This window comes from Massilia sp. BHUDP2 (assembly GCF_046236355.1).
GTDB lineage: Bacteria > Pseudomonadota > Gammaproteobacteria > Burkholderiales > Burkholderiaceae_D > Telluria > Telluria varians.
Genome location: NZ_JBJUVW010000004.1, coordinates 122,092 through 144,466, shown reverse-complemented (window position 1 = coordinate 144,466; position 22,375 = coordinate 122,092). Strand labels below are relative to the sequence as shown.

10 protein-coding genes are annotated in these 22,375 nt (G+C 64.2%); 5 read left to right on the top strand and 5 right to left on the bottom strand.

Annotation, left to right across the window (positions count from 1 at the left end; genetic code table 11):
* Positions 1-216: 216 nt before the first annotated feature.
* The 3 genes from ACK6C6_RS22195 (at position 217) to ACK6C6_RS22185 (ending at position 8,013) form a co-directional block, all read left to right on the top strand.
* Positions 217-3,162, top strand: a complete 2,946-nt coding sequence (locus ACK6C6_RS22195; RefSeq protein WP_409269333.1) for a carboxypeptidase regulatory-like domain-containing protein — start codon at positions 217-219, stop codon at positions 3,160-3,162.
* A 745-nt stretch (positions 3,163-3,907) separates the two neighbouring features.
* On the top strand, positions 3,908-6,892 hold the full coding sequence (locus ACK6C6_RS22190; RefSeq protein WP_209588014.1) for a carboxypeptidase regulatory-like domain-containing protein: 2,985 nt from the start codon (positions 3,908-3,910) through the stop codon (positions 6,890-6,892).
* 152 nt (positions 6,893-7,044) lie between these two features.
* A complete protein-coding gene (locus ACK6C6_RS22185) occupies positions 7,045-8,013 on the top strand; it encodes an IS1595 family transposase (protein ID WP_409269698.1) in 969 nt (322 codons plus the stop codon).
* A 55-nt stretch (positions 8,014-8,068) separates the two neighbouring features.
* Here ACK6C6_RS22185 and ACK6C6_RS22180 read toward each other — a convergent pair whose 3' ends face one another.
* Complete coding sequence (locus tag ACK6C6_RS22180; RefSeq protein WP_409269332.1) at positions 8,069-8,794, bottom strand: 16S rRNA (uracil(1498)-N(3))-methyltransferase; 726 nt, start codon at positions 8,792-8,794, stop codon at positions 8,069-8,071.
* Positions 8,795-8,914: 120 nt separating this feature from the next.
* Between ACK6C6_RS22180 and tkt the strand changes: the two genes are divergently transcribed.
* Positions 8,915-10,912, top strand: a complete 1,998-nt coding sequence (gene tkt / locus ACK6C6_RS22175) for a transketolase (protein ID WP_409269330.1) — start codon at positions 8,915-8,917, stop codon at positions 10,910-10,912.
* Between the two features lie 92 nt (positions 10,913-11,004).
* On the top strand, positions 11,005-12,015 hold the full coding sequence (gap, locus tag ACK6C6_RS22170) for a type I glyceraldehyde-3-phosphate dehydrogenase (protein WP_027866900.1): 1,011 nt from the start codon (positions 11,005-11,007) through the stop codon (positions 12,013-12,015).
* A 148-nt stretch (positions 12,016-12,163) separates the two neighbouring features.
* On the opposite strand, the gene map is transcribed toward gap, so the two are convergent.
* From map to glnE, 4 genes are all read right to left on the bottom strand, one after another.
* Positions 12,164-12,928 (bottom strand): type I methionyl aminopeptidase, encoded by a 765-nt coding sequence (gene map, locus ACK6C6_RS22165; RefSeq protein WP_209588017.1) that lies wholly within the window; start codon positions 12,926-12,928, stop codon positions 12,164-12,166.
* Positions 12,929-13,049: 121 nt separating this feature from the next.
* A complete protein-coding gene (locus tag ACK6C6_RS22160; protein ID WP_409269329.1) occupies positions 13,050-15,971 on the bottom strand; it encodes a TonB-dependent receptor domain-containing protein in 2,922 nt (973 codons plus the stop codon).
* A 322-nt stretch (positions 15,972-16,293) separates the two neighbouring features.
* On the bottom strand, positions 16,294-19,194 hold the full coding sequence (locus ACK6C6_RS22155; protein WP_409269328.1) for a TonB-dependent receptor domain-containing protein: 2,901 nt from the start codon (positions 19,192-19,194) through the stop codon (positions 16,294-16,296).
* Between the two features lie 308 nt (positions 19,195-19,502).
* Positions 19,503-22,217, bottom strand: coding sequence for a bifunctional [glutamate--ammonia ligase]-adenylyl-L-tyrosine phosphorylase/[glutamate--ammonia-ligase] adenylyltransferase (gene glnE / locus ACK6C6_RS22150; protein WP_409269326.1), 2,715 nt, complete (start codon positions 22,215-22,217; stop codon positions 19,503-19,505).
* Positions 22,218-22,375: the final 158 nt, after the last annotated feature.

Genomic DNA, 22,375 nt, shown 5'->3' with positions numbered 1-22,375 from the left:
TCCGCGGAAAATAGCTGACTAGCGGGTAATTATCGATAAAAGCGCTAAAATCGCATAAAACGCCGCCAACATCTTGTATGTATATGTATTTTCTCTCTTCTTTCTTGGATAGTTGACCTCCTGATGAGCCAGGTGCTGTCATGGAGTGGTTCAAGAATGTCACCTGGCAGGCATTCTGAATTTACCCAGTCGACAACATTCAAAGGAAGACACACCATGTTGAGAAAGACAGTGCTGGCGCATGCGTTGAGCATCGCATTTGCCGCATCGCTCGCTAGCCTCGCCGTCAGCGGCAGCGCCCAGGCCGCCTCGAACTCGGCCGGCGACATCGTCGGCCGCGCCGCGGCCGGTACCGTGATCACGATCGAGAACAAGTCGATCGGCCTCTCGCGTACCCTGACCGTCAACCAGAGCGGCGACTACCAGCTGACCATGCTGCCGCCGGGCACCTATACCGTGCGCGCCAAGCGTCCCGACGGCACGCTCGAGGAACGCCAGGTGGCAGTCAGCGCCGGCGAGGGGACCTCGGCCAACTTCGAGGCCAGCGGCACCAGCACCGTCGTCGTCACCGGCCGCCTGCAGCGCATCGACGTCAAGTCGCCGGAATCCTCGACCATCCTGACCGAAGCAGCCATCGACCGCATTCCCGTGACCCGCGACGTGACCGCGGTGGCACTGCTGGCGCCGGGCGCGACCCGCGGCGACAGCCGGATCGGCGGGACCGCGCTGCGCACCGGTAACGTGGCCTCGCTGGGCGGCGCATCGCCGGCCGAGAACGTCTACTACATCAACGGCTTCAACGTCACCAACAACCTGAACGGCGTGGCATTCAACCAGGTGCCTTTCGAGGGCATCGCGCAGCAGCAGGTCAAGACCGGCGGCTACGGCCCCGAGTACGGGCGCTCGCTGGGCGGCGTGCTGAGCGTGACCACCAAGCGCGGCACCAACGAATGGCATGGCGGCGCGAATGCGATCTGGACCCCGGAATCGCTGCGCGGCACCAGCCTGCACCCGGAGCGCAGCCCGACCACCGGCCAGTGGTACATGGCCCCGAACGCGGGCGGCACCGACGAGCTGCTCGCCAACGTCTGGGTCGGCGGTCCGGTGATCAAGGACAAGCTGTTCGTGTTCGGCCTGGTGCAGGGCGCCGACATCGAGCGCGAGACCTTCAACAGCAGCCGCCAGGAGGTGATGAAGAGCTCGACGCCACGCTACCTGCTGAAGGTCGACTGGAACATCAACGACGACAACCGCCTCGAGTTCACGGGCTTCAGCGACAAGGCGAAGGACAAGGCCTATAACTACGTCTCGCCGGTCCCCTACGGCACCCAGCGCGGCGCCGACCTGGGCGTGGACACCTATACCACCGGCGGCGAAAACTACATTGCCAAGTACACCTCCTGGGTCACGGACGACCTGACGGTGTCGGCGCTGGCCGGCCTGGGCCGCTACAACCGCAAGTCGGACATCACCTCGGCCGCCTGCCCGTACGTGCGTGACGACCGCACCGATGCGCTGACCCGCTACGGCTGCGCATCGACCAGCCAGATCACGGACCCGAAGGCGAACGACGAACGGCGCGCATGGCGCATCGACGCCGAGTGGAACCTGGGCGACCACGGCCTGCGCTTCGGCGTGGACAACGAGAAGTACAAGGTGGTCGACGGCACCTTCTACTCGGGCGGCCTGGTCGAGCGCATCTTCACCCTGAACCCGGGCAGCGCGCTGGCCAACGGCTACGTCAACAACACCGGCGCCCCGATCGACTACATCTCGGCGCGCCACTTCGAGAACGGCGGCGCGTTCACCACCAAGAACTCGGCCTGGTACCTGGAAGACAACTGGCAGGTCACCAAGAACGTGGTGGCCAACATCGGCGTGCGCAACGAGTCCTTCGAGAACTTGAACGCCGAGGACAAGACCTTCATCAAGGTGAAGAACACCTGGGCCCCGCGCCTGGGCGTGTCGTGGGACGTGCAGGGCAATCAGCAGACCAAGGTCTACGCCAACGCCGGCCGCTACTACATCCCGGTCATGTCGAACACCAACGTGCGCCTGTCCGGCGCCGAGCTCGACTACTACGACTACTACGCGTTCAACGGCAGCTTCAGCGGCGACAAGTTCCAGCGTCCGGGCCGCGGCGCCCAGCTGGGCCAGCGCCTGGTGTCCTCGAACGGCAGCGCGGGCGATCCGCGTTCGGTGGTGGACCCGAACATCAAGCCGATGTACCAGGACGAATTCATCGTCGGCGTGCAGCAGGCGCTGGCGAATCGCTGGACCGTCGGCGCCAAGCTCACCCATCGCAAGCTCAAGAGCGTGATGGACGACATGTGCAACAACGAGGGCGCCTACGACTGGGCGCTCGCGAACGGCTTCAATTCCGCCAGGGCCGACATCCTGGCCGAGGCGATCGGCCACTGCTTCCTGTACAACCCGGGCAAGGACCTGACCGCCAACATCGACTTCGAAGACGGCAAGGGCCTGACCGCGGTCACGATCCCGTCGGCGGCGCTGAAGTTCCCGAAGCCGGAGCGTGTCTTCAACTCGCTCGAGCTGAGCTTCGAGCGTGCCTGGGACGGCGTCTGGAACCTGCAGGGCTCCTACGTGCTGGCCTATAACAAGGGCAATACCGAAGGCTACGTCAAGTCGGACATCGGCCAGGACGACGCCGGCATCAGCCAGGACTGGGATTACCCGGGCCTGATGGAGGGCGCCTATGGCTACCTGCCGAACGACCGCCGCCACACCCTGAAGCTGTTCGGCGCCTACCAGGTGCATCCGGAGTGGCGCGTCGGCGCCAACCTGCTGCTGCAGAGCGGCCGTCCGCTGAACTGCCTGGGCTACTACACGGGCAACCTGGACACCATCTCCCAGGAGTACGGCGCGGCCTCGTTCTACTGCGGCGGCAAACCGGCCCCGCGCGGCAGCCGCGGCCGCCTCGGCTGGACCAAGGAGCTAGGCCTGCAGCTGGCCTACGAGCCGAAGGCATGGAAGGGCACGACCTTCCAGATCGACGTCATGAACGTGTTTAACGAGCGTGAAGTCTCGGGTGTCGAGGAGGCCGGCGAAACCGCTGCCGGCACCCCGAGCCCGAACTACCTGCGTCCGTTCAACGTCCAGGGTGGCCGCACGGTCCGCATCATGGCGCAGTACGAGTTCTGATCGCAGCACATCAACGACAAGGCCGTGTCCTGCAATGCAGGCGCGGCCTTTGTGCTTTTTATATCCCCAAAAATGCACCATGACGGGGCCCGCTTGCAGGGCATCGAGCTGGAAGTGCTTTCATTATCGCAGTGGGCGGTTTTATTCCCTGTGAATTGAATGCACCATGGTAGAGCATAGATGAATTTTTCGTCAGTAAGCGATTGCCGGAAAAATCCATTTCGGCGTTACGAGCCATAAATCGATCAAGTTTGCGAATATTTCTCACGTGCATAATTGCTGCGCCCAAAGTTTATAAAATTCGGCGTGGCTGTGTTGTCATGTAGTAAATTCTGTAATGACGCAAAAAGCCGTGTTTTTATCCGGATTTCCATGATTTCGTCGCACAATCTATGCTGCAACGCCGCAAAAACGGCACTTTCATGCGACAGCCATAAGCCGAAAGCCAAGAGTGTTGTAAGTATGCATATTTCCAACAGATATTATTGACGGCACAACTTTGCCTGTGATTCTATGTGGAAGTTGAGCTGGCACAACCAGTGAAACGAGGAATGAATATTCCTTTTTTTGCCAGTCGGGAGAGAGGTTGGATCCCCGGGGCAGGCAAGCGCCGGACCGTGAATGCAATAACGCGGCCGGTGCGTCGGGGCTCTGCGCTTGCAATGCTCTGATCTTAAAAAAAATTAGTTTCTATAGGAATGGGAGAGTTATGTTGCATACGGTAAAACAAACGTCGAAGGCGACCATGCTGCGTCGTTCGGCGATTTCGGTGGCAATCGGCATGTGCTTCATGGGCGCAGCCCTGGCCGCTGAAACCGGTGGCCTGCGTATCGCCATCACCGGCGCAGGGGGCAAGCCGGTCGCTGGCGCAACAGTGCGCGTCAGCTCGCCGAGCAGCCTGGTCACCAAGACCGGCACGACCGAAGCCGACGGTACCGTCCGTATCGCCGGCCTCGACCCGGCTACCGACTACAAGGTCGAAGTGGTCGCACCTGGCTATTCGAACTTCGCCGCCACCAACGTTGCCGTGGTATCGAACACCAACCCGCTGGTGGCCTACTCGATCGGCGACGCCGCCGGCACGCCGGGCGCACAGCAGGTCGTGGTGACCGGCTCGCGCCTGGTGCAGGTCGACACCACCTCGGCTACCGTGGGCACCATCCTCAACCTGGGCGTGGTGGAATCGCTGCCGACCGGCCGTAACTACCAGAGCTATCTGCAGCTGGTCCCGGGCGTCAAGCCTTCGGCTGGCGGCAACCCGTCGTCGAAATCGGGCGTGAACTACTCCGACATCGGCGGCGCCACCGGCTCCTCGTCGGACAACGTCTACATCCTGGACGGCGTCGACGTCACCGACCCGAGCACCGGCACCTTCGGTTCCAACATCAACTCGGAAATCATCCAGGAACAGCAGATCCTGACCGGCGGCATCCCGGCGGAATACGCGGGCGGCTCGGGCCTGGTCTCGAAGGTGATCACCAAGTCGGGCGGTAACGAATACCACGGCTCGATCAACTACTACTTCCAGAACGACAACCTGGTCGCCGACTACAAGAACTCCGTCTCCTCGGGCTTCTCGACCTACGACGCGGCGGTGACCCTGGGCGGTCCGATCATCAAGGACAAGCTGTGGTTCTTCGGTTCCTACCAGAAGAAGGCGCGCGAGACCGACGTGGTCAATTCGGACACCAACGAATTCATGCGTACCGTCGACCGCGACGACCGCCTCGGCTTCCTGAAAGTGACCTGGCAGGCGACCGAGAACGATCGTCTGGTGGCGTCCTTCTTCAACGACCCGACCGAGACCACCGGCACGACCACCGCGACCACCCTGAACAACCGCGACACCCGTCGCAAGCAGGGCGGCAACAACTACAACATTCAGTACTCGCGCGACATGGATAACCTGCGCGTGACCGCGTATGCGTTCCGCCACGAGGGTGAAGTGTCGGACTTCGCAGCCAATACCGCGACCCGCAATACCGTTACCTTCCGCAATACCCCGAACGTGCCGCTGACCTCGGTGCAGCTGGGTGGCTCCGGCACCGACTTCATCTCGGAGCGTAATCGCGACGAGATCGGCCTGACCGCCGAGTACTTCTGGGAAACTGCGAACGCCGGCACCCATACCATCAAGGGCGGCTTCCTGACCTCGAAGAACGAGTACTACGAGGATTCGCGCTACACCGGCACTGAGAAGGCCCAGTACACCTCGATGAACGCCGGCCAGGGCGCCGTGTCATTTGCCGACGCTGTCGCCACCGGCTGGTCCAGCCGTCCGGTCGTCGCCGCCGACGTGCCACGTATCATCAGCGCAATCAATGGTTCTTCGGCAACGAACCGTGCTTACTTCTACAGCCTGCTCGACGCCAACCGCGACGGCGTCATCAGCGATCCTGAAGTGCGCGCGCTGCGCTTCGGCAGCACTGCCGGCAACCCGGGCGGACAGGTCAACCTGTACCGCGCCATCGAAACCGTGACTTCCCCGTACACCGTGGAAGCGACCGGCAAGGCCGCCTACCTGCAGGACACCTGGACCAAGGGCAACCTGACCATCGGCGCCGGCGTGCGTGCCGAAGAGTGGACCCACAAGGATTCGAAGGGCAACCAGTCGGCCAAGTTCAAGTGGAAGCTGGCTCCGCGCCTGAACGTGGTGTACGACCCGACCGGCGAAGGCCGCAGCAAGGTCTGGGGCTTCCTGGGCCGCTACTACGACCCGATCCGCACCAACATGTCCGACTTCGCCGGCAACCTGACCGGTCCGGTGCAGGAAGAGCAGGTCTTCGTGGGCGACCGCTGGCTGACCTTCCGTACCCGCGGCGGCGAGAAGCAGCCGGATGCCGTGTTCGCGCCGACCACCAAGACGCCGTACACCGACGAGTTCATGCTCGGTTACGCGACCAACATCGGCCGCGACTGGACCGCGTCGATCGCCTACACCAAGCGCCGCACCCGCGACATCCTGGAAGACTACGACCTGGAGCTGTACTCGGATCCGAACAACACGGTCGCCAGCCATGCCGGTCCGGGATCGCCGTTCTACCTGCCGTACTCGTACTTCGGTTACTCCTCGAAGCCGAACTCGAACTACGTGCTGGGCACGCTGGCCGGCGGCAAGCGTGACTACCAGGGCGTCGAGGTCAGCCTGACCAAGGCCAAGCGCAACAACTGGATGGGTTCGGTGTCCTACACCTGGAACGAAGCCAAGGGCAATACCAACTCGGATAGTAACGCCGACTTCCAAGGTGACTGGGTCGCGCTGGATCCGCGCGCGCCGAACGCCTACGGTCCGCAGCCTGGCAACATCAAGCACCAGTTCAAGGGCTACGGTACCTATTACTTCGACAACGGCCTCGAGATCAGCGGCGTGTTCAACTGGAACAGCGGCCTGCTGTACACCCGTTCGCAGCTGGTGTCCGGCCGCTACCTGCCGGAGATGGACGACGAGTACACCTTCGGCGGCGTGACCGATTCCTGGATCAAGGCCGGTTCGATCGGCAGCCAGACTGGCCCGTCGTACTACACCTTCGACATGCGCCTGAAGTACACCTACAAGCTGGCCGGCAGCCAGAAGGTCGAATTCTTCGTCGACCTGTTCAACGTGCTGGACAAGCAGTCGGGTACCGCGGCCCAGGCCCTGGTCAACTCGACCGGCAAGTACAAGTTCGGCCAGGCGAACGCCTTCCTCGACCCGCGCCGCCTGTACCTGGGCGCACGCTACTCGTTCTGATCCAGCGAGTATCCGCGCTGAACTGCAGCGCATGAAGCCGGCCCCGCGAGGGGCCGGTTTTTTTATGGCGCTGTCAACTTTAACTATGGATGAGCGCGGAACTGCTGAGCTGCTTCATGGTCGAACGCCTGTCACCACAGACGGGAACGACCATGCGCGCGCCGCATTTCAAGAAGTGGTTTGCCAGACTCCCTGCACTGAACCTGCCCCAGCGCCTGCAGACGCTGGCGGCCCTGCATCCCGCTGCCGGGCTCGACCAAGTCATCGCCCTCATCGGCCAGATCGGCGGAGCGTCGCGCCGTTGCCCCAGCTGCGCATGTGAACGTTACTACCGGCATGGGCAACCGAACGGCCTGCAGCGCTACCGCTGCCGCGCCTGCGGCCGCACTTATAACGACCTGAGCGGCACACCGCTGGCGCGACTGCGGCTCCGTGAAAAATGGCTCGATTACCTGGGCACCGTGCTCGACTCGAAGTCGGTGCGCGTTGCCGCCAGTGACGTCGGCGTGCACCGCAACACCGCCTTCCGCTGGCGTCACCGCTTCCTGGAACGACCCAGGCATGCCCAGCCGACGCGCCTGGGCGGCATTGCCGAGGCTGACGAAATGTTCATGCTGGAGTCGCAAAAAGGCGCGCGCAAGCTGGACCGGCCAGCACGCCGGCGTGGCGGCCGCGCCAGCAAGCGCGGCATTTCACGCGAGCTCGACTGTATTCTGGTGGCGCGCGACCGCAGTGGCCAGACCGTCGATGCCGTGGTCGGCCGTGGCGCCTTGACGGCGGCGCAGCTGGAGCGCCACCTGCTGCCCAGGCTCGACCGGCAGGTGCTGCTGGTCAGCGACGCCCATGCGGCCTACCGCAGTTTCGCCCGCAAGCATGGCATTGCGCACGAGGCGGTGAACCTGCGTGTGGGTGTACGGGTACGCCGCGGTGTTGCCGGGGTCATCCATGTCCAGAATGTGAACGCCTACCACCAGCGCTTCCGGCAATGGTTGAGCCGCTTCCGCGGCGTCGCTTCGCGCTACCTGCCGAACTACCTGGGCTGGCGCCGCGCGCTCGATGGTGGACGGATCACGACGGTAGAGCAATTGCTGCGCATCGCGATCGGAGTCATCCATAGATAACGCTGACAGCGCCAGCCTATATATATAGGTTGGATTTTTTACCGGATGGTAAAAATCACATGCCGTTCCAGAGCCCGTTCAGCATCGCCACCGCCGCCAGCGCCGCGGTTTCGGTGCGCAGCACGCGCGGGCCGACCGACAGGGCGATCGCCCCCGCCTCGATGGCCGTATCTTCCTCCTCGCCCGTGAACCCGCCTTCCGGACCGACCATCAGGCTCGCGGCCTGCGGGCCTGCGGCGCGCGCCCACTCGGCCAGCGAGGTGGTGGCGCGCGGGCTGAGCAGGATGCGCGGCGCGGAGGAGGGCGTGGCAATCCAGCGCCCGAAGTCGATGACCGGGGCCAGCTGCGCCAGCCGGTTGCGCCCGCACTGCTCGGAAGCGGACACGATCACGCCTTCCCAGTGCAGGTGGCGCTTTTCCGCACGCTCGCCCGACAGGCGCACCACGCTGCGGCGCGCCGCCAGCGGTTCGATGCGCGCCACGCCCAGCTCCACCGCCTTCTCGATGATCCAGTCCATCTTCGCGCCTTCCGGCAGGCCCTGCGCCAGGGTGATCGGGTAGGGCAGTTCCACGTCGAGCGGGTCGTGGGCGCCCAGCAGCGCGCTGGCGCGCCGCTTGCCGATGTCGGCCAGGGTGGCGGCATACTGGCCGCCGCTGCCGTCGAACAGGGTGAGGGCGTCGCCCGGCTGCATGCGCAACACGTGCAGGTGGTGGGCGACGGTCTCGGGCAGGTCGACGGTGGCGCCGCTCACGAGCGGGGCGGGGCAATAAAAGCGGGGCATGCGGCTCTTTATGGAGAGGGAAAACCTGCATTTTAATTCGGCAGCACCTTGGTCTGCTAAAATACCGGGTTACGGCCTAGCTGCACGCCACCGCTTTCCAATCCAGACCACCGTACGCTCATGAAATCTACGCAAACCACCACCCTGATGGCCAACGCGATCCGCGCGCTGGCGATGGACGCTGTCCAGAAAGCCAACTCGGGCCACCCGGGCATGCCAATGGGCATGGCCGAGATCGGCGTCGCGCTGTGGGACAAGCACTACCGCCACAATCCGGCCAATCCGGGCTGGTTCAACCGCGACCGTTTCCTGCTCTCGAACGGCCACGGCTCGATGCTCCACTACGCGATGCTGCACCTGGCCGGCTACGACCTGACGATGGACGACCTGCGCGATTTCCGCCAGCTGCACTCGAAGACCGCCGGCCACCCGGAAGTGGGCATCACCCCGGGCGTGGAAACCACCACCGGCCCGCTGGGCCAGGGCATCGCCAACTCGGTCGGCATGGCGCTGGCCGAATGGCTGCTGGGCTATGAATTCAACCGCCCGGGCTACGACGTGGTCGACCACTATACCTACGCCTTCCTGGGCGACGGCTGCCTGATGGAAGGCATCTCGCACGAAGTGGCCTCGCTGGCCGGCACCCTGCGCCTGAATAAACTCATCTGGCTGTACGACGACAACGGCATCTCGATCGACGGCCGCGTGGAAGGCTGGTTCACCGACGACACCCGCAAGCGCTTCGAAGCCTACGGCTGGAACGTGATCGGCCAGATCGACGGCCACAGCGTCGCCGACGTGTCGGCCGCCATCGAGCAGGCCAAGACCTCGGACCGTCCGACCCTGATCATGTGCAAGACCATCATCGGCAAGGGCGCCCCGAACCTGGAAGGCGGCGACAAGGTCCACGGCGCCCCGCTGGGCGACAAGGAAATCGCGGCCGTGCGCCAGCACCTGCTGTGGGATCCGATCCCGTTCGACATCCCGGGCGAGATCTACGAAGCCTGGGACGCGAAAGAGCGCGGCGCGCAGATGGAAGCCGAATGGAACGCCAAGTTCGAACAATACCGCGGCGCACACCCGGAACTGGCCGCCGAATTCGAGCGCCGCATGAAGGGCGAGCTGCCGGGCAACTTCAATGAAGTGCTGGACGCCGCCATCGCCACCTGCGTGGAAAAGAAGGAAACCATCGCCACCCGCAAGGCCTCGCAGAACGCGATCCAGGCCCTGGCGCCAAGCATGCCGGAATTCCTGGGCGGCTCGGCCGACCTGACCGGCTCGAACCTGACCAACTGGAAGGAATCGGTGGCGGTGCGCTCGGGCATCCCGGGCAACCACATCAACTACGGCGTGCGCGAATTCGGCATGGCCGCGATCCAGAATGGCGTCGCCCTGCACGGCGGCTTCATCCCGTTCGGCGCGACCTTCCTGACCTTCTCGGACTACAGCCGCAACGCCCTGCGCATGGCTGCGCTGATGAAGATCCGTTCGCTGTTCGTGTTCACCCACGACTCGATCGGCCTGGGCGAAGACGGCCCGACCCACCAGTCGATCGAGCACGTCTCGTCGCTGCGCCTGATCCCGAACCTGGACAACTGGCGTCCGTGCGACACCGTCGAATCGCAAGTGGCCTGGGGCGCGGCAGTGCAGCGCAAGGACGGCCCGTCGACCCTGATCTTCTCGCGCCAGAACCTGCCGTTCATGGAGCGTGACGCGGCCGCCATCGCCAATGTGGCCAAGGGCGGCTACGTGCTGCGCGACGCCGCCGACGCGAAAGTGGTGCTGATCGCCACCGGTTCGGAAGTCGAGCTGGCCATGAAGGCCGCCGATGCGCTGGCGGGCGAGGGCATCAATGCCCGCGTGGTCTCGATGCCGTCGACCGACGTGTTCGAGCGCCAGGACGCCGCCTACAAGGCGCAAGTGCTCCCGCGCGGCGTCCCGCGCGTGGCGATCGAAGCCGGCGTGACCGACTTCTGGTACAAGTACGTGGGCCTGGAAGGCGCGGTGGTCGGCATCGACACCTTCGGCGAATCGGCGCCGGCGCCGGTGCTGTTCAAGCACTTCGGCTTCACCGTCGAGAACGTCGTGGCCAAGGCCAAGGGCGTCATCGCGGCGTAAAGTGTTTCAGCGGGCTGCCTTCGGGCGGCCCGCTTGCTATCTGCCCTATCTGCGGTACGAAAAGTTTTTTTTCTATAATCAGGAGCTAAGCAATGACGATCAAAGTTGCAATCAACGGTTATGGCCGCATCGGCCGCAACATCCTGCGCGCCTTCTATGAAGGCGGCAAGAAGCAAGACATCCAGATCGTGGCGATCAACGACCTCGGCAACGCCGAATCGAATGCCCACCTGACCCGCTACGACACCGCGCACGGCAAGTTCCCGGGCACCGTCACCGTCGAAGGCGACAACATGATCGTCAACGGCGACAAGATCCGCGTGTTCGCGCAGCGTAACCCGGCCGAGATCCCATGGGGCGAGCTGGGCGTGGACGTGGTGCTCGAGTGCACCGGCTTCTTCACCACCAAGGAAAAGGCCTCGGCCCACCTGAAGGGCGGCGCCAAGAAGGTCATCATCTCGGCGCCGGGCGGCAAGGATGTCGACGCCACCATCGTCTTCGGTGTGAACCAGGACGTGCTGAAGTCGACCGACACCGTGATCTCGAACGCTTCCTGCACCACCAACTGCCTGGCCCCGCTGGTCAAGCCGCTGCACGACGCCATCGGCCTGGAAACCGGCCTGATGACCACCGTGCACGCCTACACCAACGACCAGGTGCTGACCGACGTGATGCACGAAGACCTGCGCCGCGCCCGTTCGGCCACCCAGTCGATGATCCCGACCAAGACCGGCGCCGCCGCCGCGGTCGGCCTGGTGTTGCCGGAACTGAACGGCAAGCTGGACGGCTTCGCGATCCGCGTGCCGACCATCAACGTGTCGATCGTCGACCTGTCCTTCATCGCCAAGCGCGACACCACCGTCGATGAAGTCAACCAGATCATGAAGTCGGCGTCGGAAGGCGCCCTGAAGGGCATCCTGACCTACAACACCGACCCGCTGGTCTCGGTGGACTTCAACCACAACCCGGCATCGTCGAACTTCGACGCCACGCTCACCAAAGTGTCGGGCCGCCTGGTGAAGGTCTCGTCCTGGTACGACAACGAGTGGGGCTTCTCGAACCGCATGCTGGACACCACCGTCGCCCTGATGAACGCCAAGTAATTCCTGGCGCAGCAGCACGAAAAAAAACCGGCCTCGGCCGGTTTTTTTCATGGGGGTCAGGTCTGACATTCGGACACGAACTCGAGTGTTACGCGATCGTACTGCTCAGCCCGTGTCCAGATGTCAGACCTGACCCCGGTCGTGGTGTTCAGGCGTCCGGCCAGGGCGTCAGGATCTCGAAGCCGTTCTTCGTCACCACCACCATGTGTTCCCACTGCGCCGACAGCGAGCCGTCCGCCGTGACCACGGTCCAGCCGTCCTCGAGCTGGTCGACGTCGGCGCCGCCCAGGTTGATCATCGGCTCGACGGTGAAGGTCATGCCTTCCTTGAGCAAGAGGCCGGTGTTCGGGCGGCCGTAGTGCAGCACCTGCGGCTCCTCGTGGTAGACGCGGCCGATGCCGTGGCCGCAGTATTCGCGCACTACCGAGAAGCCCGCGCCTTCGGCCAGCTTCTGGATCGCATGGCCGACGTCGCCCAGGCGCGCGCCCGGAGCCACCTTGCGGATGCCGGCCATCATGGCCTGGTAGGTGGTGTCGACCAGCTTCTTCGCCTGCGGGGCGGGCTCGCCCACGAAGTACATGCGGCTGGTGTCGCCGTGCCAGCCGTCCTTGATCACGGTGACGTCGATGTTGACGATGTCGCCGTCCTTCAATACTTCCTTCTCGCTCGGGATGCCGTGGCAGACCACGCCATTCACCGAGGTGCACAGGGTCTTGGGAAAGCCGTGGTAGCCGACGTTGGCCGGGGTCGCCTTCTGCACCTTGCGGATGTACTCGTGGCAGCGGCGGTCGAGCTCCTCGGTGGAGACGCCGGGCACCACGTATTCCTTGATCATCGCCAGCACCTCGGCGGCGAGGCGGCCGGACACGCGCATCTTGGCGATGTCCTTGTCGTTCTTGAGTTTGATTGCCATGGGGGTCTTCGTTTTCTGCGCAATCCGCCATGATACCTGCGGCGAATGAAAAATGCCCGCCAGGCTAGCCTGGCGGGCATTGTCGTCACAGGAACCCTTGCGGGTTCCGCGCGCTACACCATTAGAAGTTCTGGGTGTAACGGACGTAGATGAAGCGGTCCAGCAGCTGGTCGACGTCGACCGAAGCGCCGCTAGCCTGGGTGCTGTAGGCGATGCGCGGCTTCTTGTCGAAGACGTTGTTCGCGCCCAGCAGGATGCGGCCGTTCCATGCGGTCTTGTAGCCGATGCTCAGGTCATGGATGGTGACCGAGCCCAGCTTGTTGGCGCCGGTGCCGAACGAAGCGGTTTCGACGTTAGGCATGTTGCACTCGACGGTCGGGGTGAAGCACTGGTCCTTGACCGGGCTGAAGTAACGGAAGCCCCAGGTGGCGCTCCAGTTGCCCATTGCCCAGTCGATCGAGTTGTTCGACTTCACGCGGTTGTAGAAGTAGTCGCCGGCGTATTCGTTCCACTCGTTGGCCGAGCTGCTGCGGGTGCGGAACTTGTCGGTGTACGAGGTTTCGCTGCGCAGGCCGAACTGGCCGTAGGCGGTACGCGGGAAGCGATAGTTGATCGCCAGGTCCAGGCCTTCGGTTTCCATCTGGCCCAAGTTGGCGTTGCCGCGCGACAGCTGGTTGATCTGGCCGGTGACCGGGTCACGCTGGATCACGCTGCAGTAGTTGGCGTCGCCCTGGATGTAGCACTGGTTGGCCACGTAGGAAGCGCCGATCGCGGTGATGCGGTTGGCGACCTTGATGTTGTACCAGTCCAGGCCCACGCTGAAGCCGCTCAGGAACGACGGGCTGTACACGAAGCCGGCGGTCTTGGTGACGGCGGTTTCCGGGGTCAGGAACGCGTTGCCTGCGCCCGAAGCGAATGCGACCAGCGACTGATCGCCACCCGAGCTGGTGATCGGGGTGCCTGCCTGGCGCAGCTGACGGAAGCCGGCCGGGGTGGCGCGCACGCCGGCGAAGCCGCTGGTGCAACGCGCTGCCACTGCCGAGTTACGCGCGGCTTCGCCGAAGCTGGTGTCGCACGGATCCAGGAAGGTGTCGAAGGACTGCGAACCGCCGCCCGACAGGTCGTCCAGGGTCGGTGCACGGAAGCCTTCCGCCCAGGTACCGCGGAACAGCAGGTCCTTGACCGGCTTGTACATGAAGCTGGCCTTGCTGTTGTTGGTCACGCCGAAGTTGCTGTAGTCCGAGTGGCGGGTGGCCAGGTTGAAGCTCAGCAGATCAGCGAAAGGCTGGGCCTTGAACACCGGGATGTTCACTTCAGCATAGGCTTCGCGCACGGTGTAACGGCCGTAGGTCGGCAGGCCCGACAGGTTGGTCGAGTAGCCCGACTGCGAGAACTGGTCAGGCACGTCCGAGCCCTTGACTTCGCGGTGCTCGACGCCGACTGCCACGCCCAGGGCGCCGGCCGGCAGCTGCCAGATTTCGCCGCCGATGTTGGCGGTGGCGCTGTTGATGGTCGAGCCGTAGGTCTTGGCGCCCGAGGTGTTCACGTAGGCCAGAGCCTGCGGGGTCGATGCCGACGGGCCGCCCAGGATATCCCAAGGCACGCAGTCAGCCAGCGGGACCGGCGAGGTCGGGGTGCCGCACTGGACCACGCCCGAGGCGTTCATGAACGACGGGCCGAGGGCGCGCTTCAGGGTCAGCAGGTTGATGTTGCCGCTGTCGCGCGAGGTGCCCGAGACCTTGTTGTGGTTGTAGCCGATGTCCCAGTTCCAGGCGGTGTCACGGAAGTTGAATTCGCCTTCCAGGGTCGCGTCGATGTGCAGGGTGCGGTTTTCGTTCTCGGTCAGGCGCGGCAGCTCGATGGTGCGGCGGGCGAAGAACAGGTCCTGGCCACGGCCGGCGCCTTGTACCTGGTTGCCGTACGGGTTGTAGTAGCTGTCCTTGTCGATGTAGACCGGGTACTTGGCCTGGCTGGTCGACTGCAGCGGGTAGCCGGCGATCTGGCGGGTCGATTCGCGCTGCGAGTACATCGCGGTGGTCTTGAAGCGCATGTCTTTCGGCAGCGCGATCTCGCCCTTGATGAACAGGGTGTCGAGCTTGTTCGGCGACAGCAGGTCCATGTCCTGCGTCGAGTTGTACTTGTCCTCGTTGACGCCGGTGTAGGCGTGGTAGCTGTTCGGGTCGCGCGAGTTGGCGCCGACACCCTTGCCGTCCCAGTTGCCGGTATGGTTCAGGATGCGGTTGAAGCCGCCGTTGGCCGCGCTGGTGTTCGAGCCGCCCGATGCGCTGACCGGGGTGATACGGCCCCATGGCGAAGCGCCGAAGCCGTCGCCGAAGTGGCCCGGGCCGTAGGAACTCGAGGTGATCTCGCGGGTCATCGGGTTGACGCGGCCCTGCTCGGTGTGCGACAGGCCGAACATCAGCGACGCCTTGTCGCTGCCGGCGCCGTAGGTCAGCGAGAAGTCCTTGTTACGGCCGTCGCCTTCATCGTAGGCGCCGGTGTACAGGTTCAGCTGGCCGCCTTCCATGTTCTTCTTCAGGATGATGTTCACCACGCCTGCGATCGCGTCCGAGCCGTAGATCGACGAAGCGCCATCCTTCAGGATTTCCATGCGCTCGATCATGGCCGACGGGATGGTCGACAGGTCGGTGTAGCCGGCAACGGTCTGGGTCCAGCGCTTGCCGTCTACCAGCACCAGCAGGCGGTTCGAGCCCAGGTTGCGCAGGCTGACGTACTGGCCGCCCTGTTCCGTGTTCGAGGTCAGCGAGGCGCTGCGGCTGAAGTCAGGCGCGCCGGCCGACGACAGGTTGTTCAGGATGTCGCCGACGGTGACCAGGCCGGTTTTCTGAATCTGTTCCTGGTTCAGGATCTGGACCGGCTGTGCCGTTTCCAGGTCAACCTGGCGGATGCGGGAACCAGTCACTTCAACGCGCGCTGGGGCTTGCGTCTGCGCAGTTTCCTGTGCGATCGCAGCGGTCATGCCGAGGGTCATGCCGCCCAGGCAGATCGCGCGGATCGACTGGGACAAGATTTTTTCCATCATGTTGCCAAACTCCTTGGGTGAAAACGCAGCCATGCCGTTTTGCAGCAAAGCCACCGGGAAGGTCTATCGACCACCTGAAAGTAGTCAATGTTTTAACTGGAATTACTTTCAAGTCAGCAATCAAAGCATTCGATATGCATCACTGTCAACGGAATCCGGGTTGTTAAACCCTCAATTGTTGCTAAATTGTGTACTTACGCACACGATTGACTTAACTATTGACATGGGCATATCGCTTGTTCAAATGCAAAAAAGCCCGCCCGGCTTGCGCCGGGCGGGCTTGCTGCGCAATTAAATTGCGCTGGTACCGCTAACTATGCGATCAGAATGCCTGGTTGTAGCGCACGTAGAAGAAGCGGTCGATCGGCAGGTCGGCATCGACGAAGGTCGACGATGCAGCACCCAACACGGTGAAGCGTGGCTTCTTGTCGAAGGCGTTGTTCACGCCGACGCGGACGTCGCCGTTCCATGCGAACTTGTAACCGACACTGATGTCATTGAACACCAGCGAGCTCAGACGGTTCGCGCCAGGCGAGGTTGCGCCCGGACGGAAGGTGCCCGGCTCGTTGCACTGCCAGCCGCGCGGGATGTTCAGGCACTGGTCCAGCACCGAGCTCATGTAGCGAACACCCCAGGTAGCGCTCCAGCTGCCCAGCGACCAGTCGGCGGTGAAGTTCGACTTCCAGCGGTGCAGGTCATACTCGCCCGAGAAGTCGATCCATTGCGCCGTTGCCGAGCTCTTGGTCGAGTATTCGTCCAGGTAGGTGGTTTCGCTGCGCAGGTTGACCTGACCCCACGAGAAGCGCGGCAGGCGGTAGCGCAGTTCGACGTCGACGCCTTCGGTCTTGATCTGGCCCAGGTTGGCATTGCCGCGCGACAGGTCGATAATCGAGCCGGTGGCCGGGTCCCGCTTGATGCTGGAGCAGAAGTCAGCCAGGCCACGGGTGTAGCACTCGCCCAGGATGAAGTTCGCGGACACGCCCGTGATACGGTTGTCGATCTTGATGCTGTACCAGTCAACCGATGCCGAGAAGCCCGGCAGGAAAGCTGGATTGAACACGGTACCCAGCGTGCGGGTCGTTGCGGTTTCCGGCTGCAGGAAGGCATTGCCGCCGCCTGCGTTGAACGGGTAGGCGGTCTGCACACCGCCGCTCGACGTGATCGGCGTGCCGGTCTGGCCGCGCTGGCGGAAGCCCGCTGCGGTGCCGATGATGCCGCCGAAGCCGCTGTTGCAGCGTGCCAGAACGGCCGGGGTGCGTGCGGCTTCGCCGTACACGGTGTCGCACGGATCCAGGTAGGTGTCGAAGGCTTGCTGGCCGCCGCCGAAGGTATCGCCCACGGTCGGGGCGCGGAAGCCCTCGGCCCAGGTGCCGCGGAACAGCAGGTCCTTGGTCGGACGGTAGGTGAAGCTGGCCTTGCTGTTGTTGGCCGAGCCGAAGTTGCTGTAGTCCGAATAGCGGGTCGCCAGGTTGGCCGACAGGGATTCGACGAGTGGCAGGTTCTTCAGGATCGGGATGTTCAGCTCGGCGTAGGCCTCGCGTACGGTGTAGCGGCCGGTGGTCGGATTGCCGGCCAGGTCGGTCGAATAGCCCGAGCGCTGGAACTGGCTCGGCAGGTCTTTGCCGCGCACGGTCCGGTATTCGATACCGCCTGCGATGCCAAGAGCACCGGCCGGCAGCTGGAACAGCTCGCCGCTCAGGTCGGCGGTGGCGCTTTCGACCGTGCTGCCGAACTCATAGCCGCCGGTCGACATCACGTAGTTCAACACCTGCGGGTTGGAGGCCGTCGGGCCACCCAGGATGTCCCATGGGACGCAGTCGGCCAGCGGAACCGGTGAGGTCGGCGTGCCGCACTGGACCACGCCGGAGGCGTTGCGGAAGGATGGGCCAAGGGCGCGCTTCAGGTTCAGCAGGTTGAGGTTGCCGGTTGCCACCGAGTTGCCGTCGACCTTGCTGTAGTTGTAGCCCGTGCTCCAGTTCCATGGCAGGCTGCGCAGTTCGAAGCTGCCTTCGAGGGTGGCATCGATGTGCAGGGTACGGTTGTTGTTCTCGGTCACGCGCGGCACTTCGATGGTGCGGCGGAAGAAGAACAGGTCCTGGCCCTTGCCGGCGCCAGCCACTTGGTTGCCGTACGGATTGTAGTAGCTGTCCTTGTCGATGTAGACCGGATATTTGCTCTGCGAGGTCGTCGACAGCGGATAGCCGGCGGTGGTCGATACGCCCTTGCGCTGGGCGTACATGGCCGTGGTCGTCAGACGCATGTCGTACGGCAGCGCCATCTCACCTTTGGTGAAGATGGTGGTGAGCTTCGACGGCATCGCGAACACCATCTGCTGGGTAGTGTTGTACAGGTCGGCCGGGACCGGGCTGCCGGCCACGACGTCGTGGTAGTTGGCCGGGTTGCGCGAATCCTGGCCAAGGCCCGGGTTCTGCTGGTCGCCGGTGTGGTTCAGGACTTTGTCGAAGCCGGTGGCGCCGCCGCTGGCGCTGACCTGGCGGATACGGCCCCAGGGGCCCGAACCGAGGTTTTCGAGCGGGAACTCGGAGGTGCGCGAATAGGAAGTGAATTCACGATCGCGCGACCAGACCGCGCCGGCTTCCGTGTGCGACAGGCCGAACATCAGCGAAGCTTTCTCGTTGCCCGCGCCGTAGCTCAGCGAGAAGTCCTTGTTGCGGCCATCGGCGACGCTTTCGTTGCGGCCGGTGTACAGGCTCAGCTGGCCGCCTTCCATCGACTTCTTCAGGATGATGTTGATCACGCCTGCGATCGCGTCGGAACCATAGATCGAGGAAGCGCCATCCTTCAGGATTTCCATGCGCTCGATCATCGAGGATGGAATGGTCGACAGGTCGGTGAAGCCCGCCACCGACTGGCTCCAGCGCTTGCCGTTGACCAGCACCAGCAGACGCTGGCCGCCCAGGTTGCGCAGGTTGGCATACTGGCCGCCGTTCTCGCGGTTCGAGGTCAGGGCGCCGCCCTTGCTGAACGCAGGGGAGCCGGCCGACGACATGTTGTTGATGACGTCGCCGACGGTGACCAGGCCGGTCTTCTGAATCTGTTCCTGAGTCATCACTTGGACCGGCTGTGCGGTTTCCAGGTCCACCTGGCGAATGCGCGAGCCAGTGACTTCCACGCGCTGCAGGACCTCTTGAGCCTGCGCTACGGAAACCATGGACTGGAGGGCGACGGCGACTGCCAGCGCGATCTTGGTTCGTTGTTGCATGTGTTCTCCATCTTTGCGTTTTGGACGAAACGCGATTTATGTTTTCAAAAGTTGCAACTTGTGCGGCCCGGCATACCACGGGTAAGCAGCAATGCCTCTGTGCATACACATCTGTATCAGAGCATTGCATGTTGATCAATGTCAATATACGAGGAGGTCAAAACTGGACAAAAAACAACAATTACTCCATGTAAATTTCTGACCCGAAAGTCAATAGAAAAACGGCGCACAAAGTCTGTGCGCCGCGGGTAAATTTGCATGGGAATGGAGCGCCCGCACCAGTCTGGCGCAGGCATGCGAGAGGGTAATTATTCGCCGAAACAGATCTGCCATAGGCGCCGCACCGCATCGGGGTGGCCGCCCAGCAGTTGCGGATCGACACGGGCCTTTTCCTGGCCCTGCAGGCGCACCTGGTGCTGCAGGCGCCGCATCGCGCGGTAGGCGTCGGCCACGGACTGCGCCAGGCCGGCGTCGATCAGGCCGAGCTCGGCAGATAAGCGCAACAGTGCGATGTTGCCGGCATTCGCCGTCAATTGCGGATACTGGGAGGCATGACGCAGCACCAGGTACTGGACGATGAACTCGATGTCGATCATCCCCCCTTCGTCCTGCTTGAGGTCGAACAGGGCGCCTGGATTGACGTTGGCGTCGCGCATGCGCCTGCGCATCGCGCGCACCTCGTCCTTGAGCTGCTGCTCCTGGCCGCTGCGGTCCTTGCGCAGCACCGCGTCGCGGATGCGTTCGAAGCGGGCGCCGATGGCGGCGTCGCCGGCGCAGAAGCGGGCCCGGGTCAGGGCCTGGTGTTCCCAGATCCAGGCCGATTCGTGCTGGTAGCGCTCGAAGGCGGCCACGGTGGACACCAGCATGCCGCTGGCGCCGTCCGGGCGCAGCGCGGTGTCGATGTCGAACAGGATGCCGGCGGCCGTATGGGCCGTGTTCCAGGTGATGAAGCGCTGCGCCAGCTTGGCGTAGTTGGACGGCGCCATGTCGTCCTCGTCGTCGAACAGGAAGATGACGTCGAGGTCGGACACGTAGCCGAGCTCCTTGCCGCCCAGCTTGCCGTAGGCGATGACGGCGAAGCGCGGCTCCTCGCGGTGGCGGCTGGCGATCGCGCGCCAGGCGTGGCGGATGGTGGCGCCGACGATGGTGTCGGCCAGCAGGGACAGGTGGTCGGCCAGGCGCTCGACCGAGAGCTCGCCGGCCAGGTCCAGGGCCAGCAGCCGGAACAGCTGGGCATGGTGGGCTTCGCGCAGGATGTCGAGCTGGCGCTCGGTGTCGCCGGCGGCGGCGTTCAACTGCTCGTCGAGGCTGGCCGCCAGCTGGCCCATGTCGCCGGCGCCCTCGTTGCGGTCGTCCAGCAGTTCGTCGAGCAGGATCGGGTGCTGGGTCAGGAAGGTGGCGGCCCAGCCGCTGGCATTCATCATCCGGATCACGCGCTCGAGCGTGTGCGGGTATTCGGTCAGCAGCGCCAGGTAGGCCGAACGGCGTGCGATGGCTTCGAAAAAGTCGAGCAGGCGCCCGAGCGTGGCGGCGTGGCTGCCGACCCCGGCCTCGCGCACCACGGTGGCGATCTGGCCGAGGGCGGCGTCGCCCAGCGCCAGCAGCCTGGCGCGGCTCGCTTCCGGCAGGCTGCTCAGGCGCGGCCCCTGCAGCGTGGCGACCAGGCGCGCCGCCGCACCGGGCGGGTCGTCGTAGCCGAGCTCGAGCAGGCGGGACGCGATCGCGTCGCGGTTTTCCGGGTCGTCGGCGAGAAGCGTGGTCTCGGAATCGGCGGGCTCGGCCTTGTCTGCGAAGATCGCGTCGAACTGGGCGGCCACGTACGTACGCTGCTCCTCCATCCGCGCCAGCAGGGTCGCCACGTCGGGCAGGCCCATCATCTGCGCCACCGTCAGGCGGTCTTCCTCGTTGGCCGGCAGGGTGTGGGTCTGGGCGTCGTCCAGGTACTGCAGGCGGTGTTCCAGGTTGCGCAGAAAAGCATAGGCCTCGAGCAGGCGCGTCACCGTGTCCTGGGGCAGCAGCTCGCGCTCGGCCAGCAGGCGCAAGGTAGCGCGGGTGGAGCGCTCGCGCAGCGCCGGGTCGCGCCCGCCGCGGATCAGCTGGAAGACCTGGGCCAGGAACTCGATCTCGCGGATTCCGCCGCGGCCCAGCTTGACGTTGTGGCTGCGCTCGGGGTGCAGGCGCTCCTGGCGCTTGACCTCGGCGCGGATCTGGGCGTGCATGTTGCGGATCGCATCGATCACGCCGAAGTCGAGGTAGCGCCGGAACACGAAGGGACGCACGATCGCGTCCAGCGCCGCGATGTCCTCCGCGTCGCCGGTGACCGCGCGCGCCTTGACCCAGGCATAACGCTCCCATTCCCGGCCCTGCACAATGAGGTATTCCTCGACCATCGCCAGGCTGGCCGCCAGCGGGCCCGAATTGCCGTTGGGCCGCAGCGCCATGTCGACGCGGAAGGTGAAACCGTCCTCGATGATTTCCGACAGGGCGGCAATCAGGCGGCGGCCGAGGCGCACGAAGAATTCGTGGTTGGACAGCTGGCGCTGGCCGGGGCCGGCAGCGGTCTCGCCGTCCTCGGGGTACACGAAGATCAGGTCGATGTCGGAAGAAACGTTCAGCTCGCCGCCGCCGCCCTTGCCCATGGACAGCACCATGAGCTGCTGGGGGCGGCCGGATTCCTCCCCTAGCGGCATGCCGTGGGCCGCGACCAGTTCCGCGCCCAGGGCCTCGGTGTGGGTGCGGATGGCGAAGTCCGCAAAGCGGGTCATGGCGGTGACCACCTCGTCCAGGTCGGCCAGGCCATCCAGGTCGCGCCGGATGAGGCCGCATACGAGCAGGTTGCGCAGGCGCCGCATGGCCCGCGGCAGGGGCAGGCCAGCGTCGAGCTCGCGCGCCAACAAGGCGCCCAAGTCGACGCTGGACAGGGATAATCGGCAGGCCTCGTCGAGCAGGGCGGGGCGGGCGGGGTCGGCGCCGAGCCAGCGCTGGAGGAAGCGGGAAGGTACGGACGGCGAAGCTGGGTGCATGGTGTCGTTCCGGTGTGGGTTTTTGCCGTCCGGCAGGCATTCGTGCGGTAGAATTGCCCGCCGTGCTGCTGGGAGCCTAGAGGTCAGCACGATGGTAAGGTAGACGCCGCGGCTGTTGCAACTATCTGTTATTAGAGAATTACATTTACGGCGAGCCT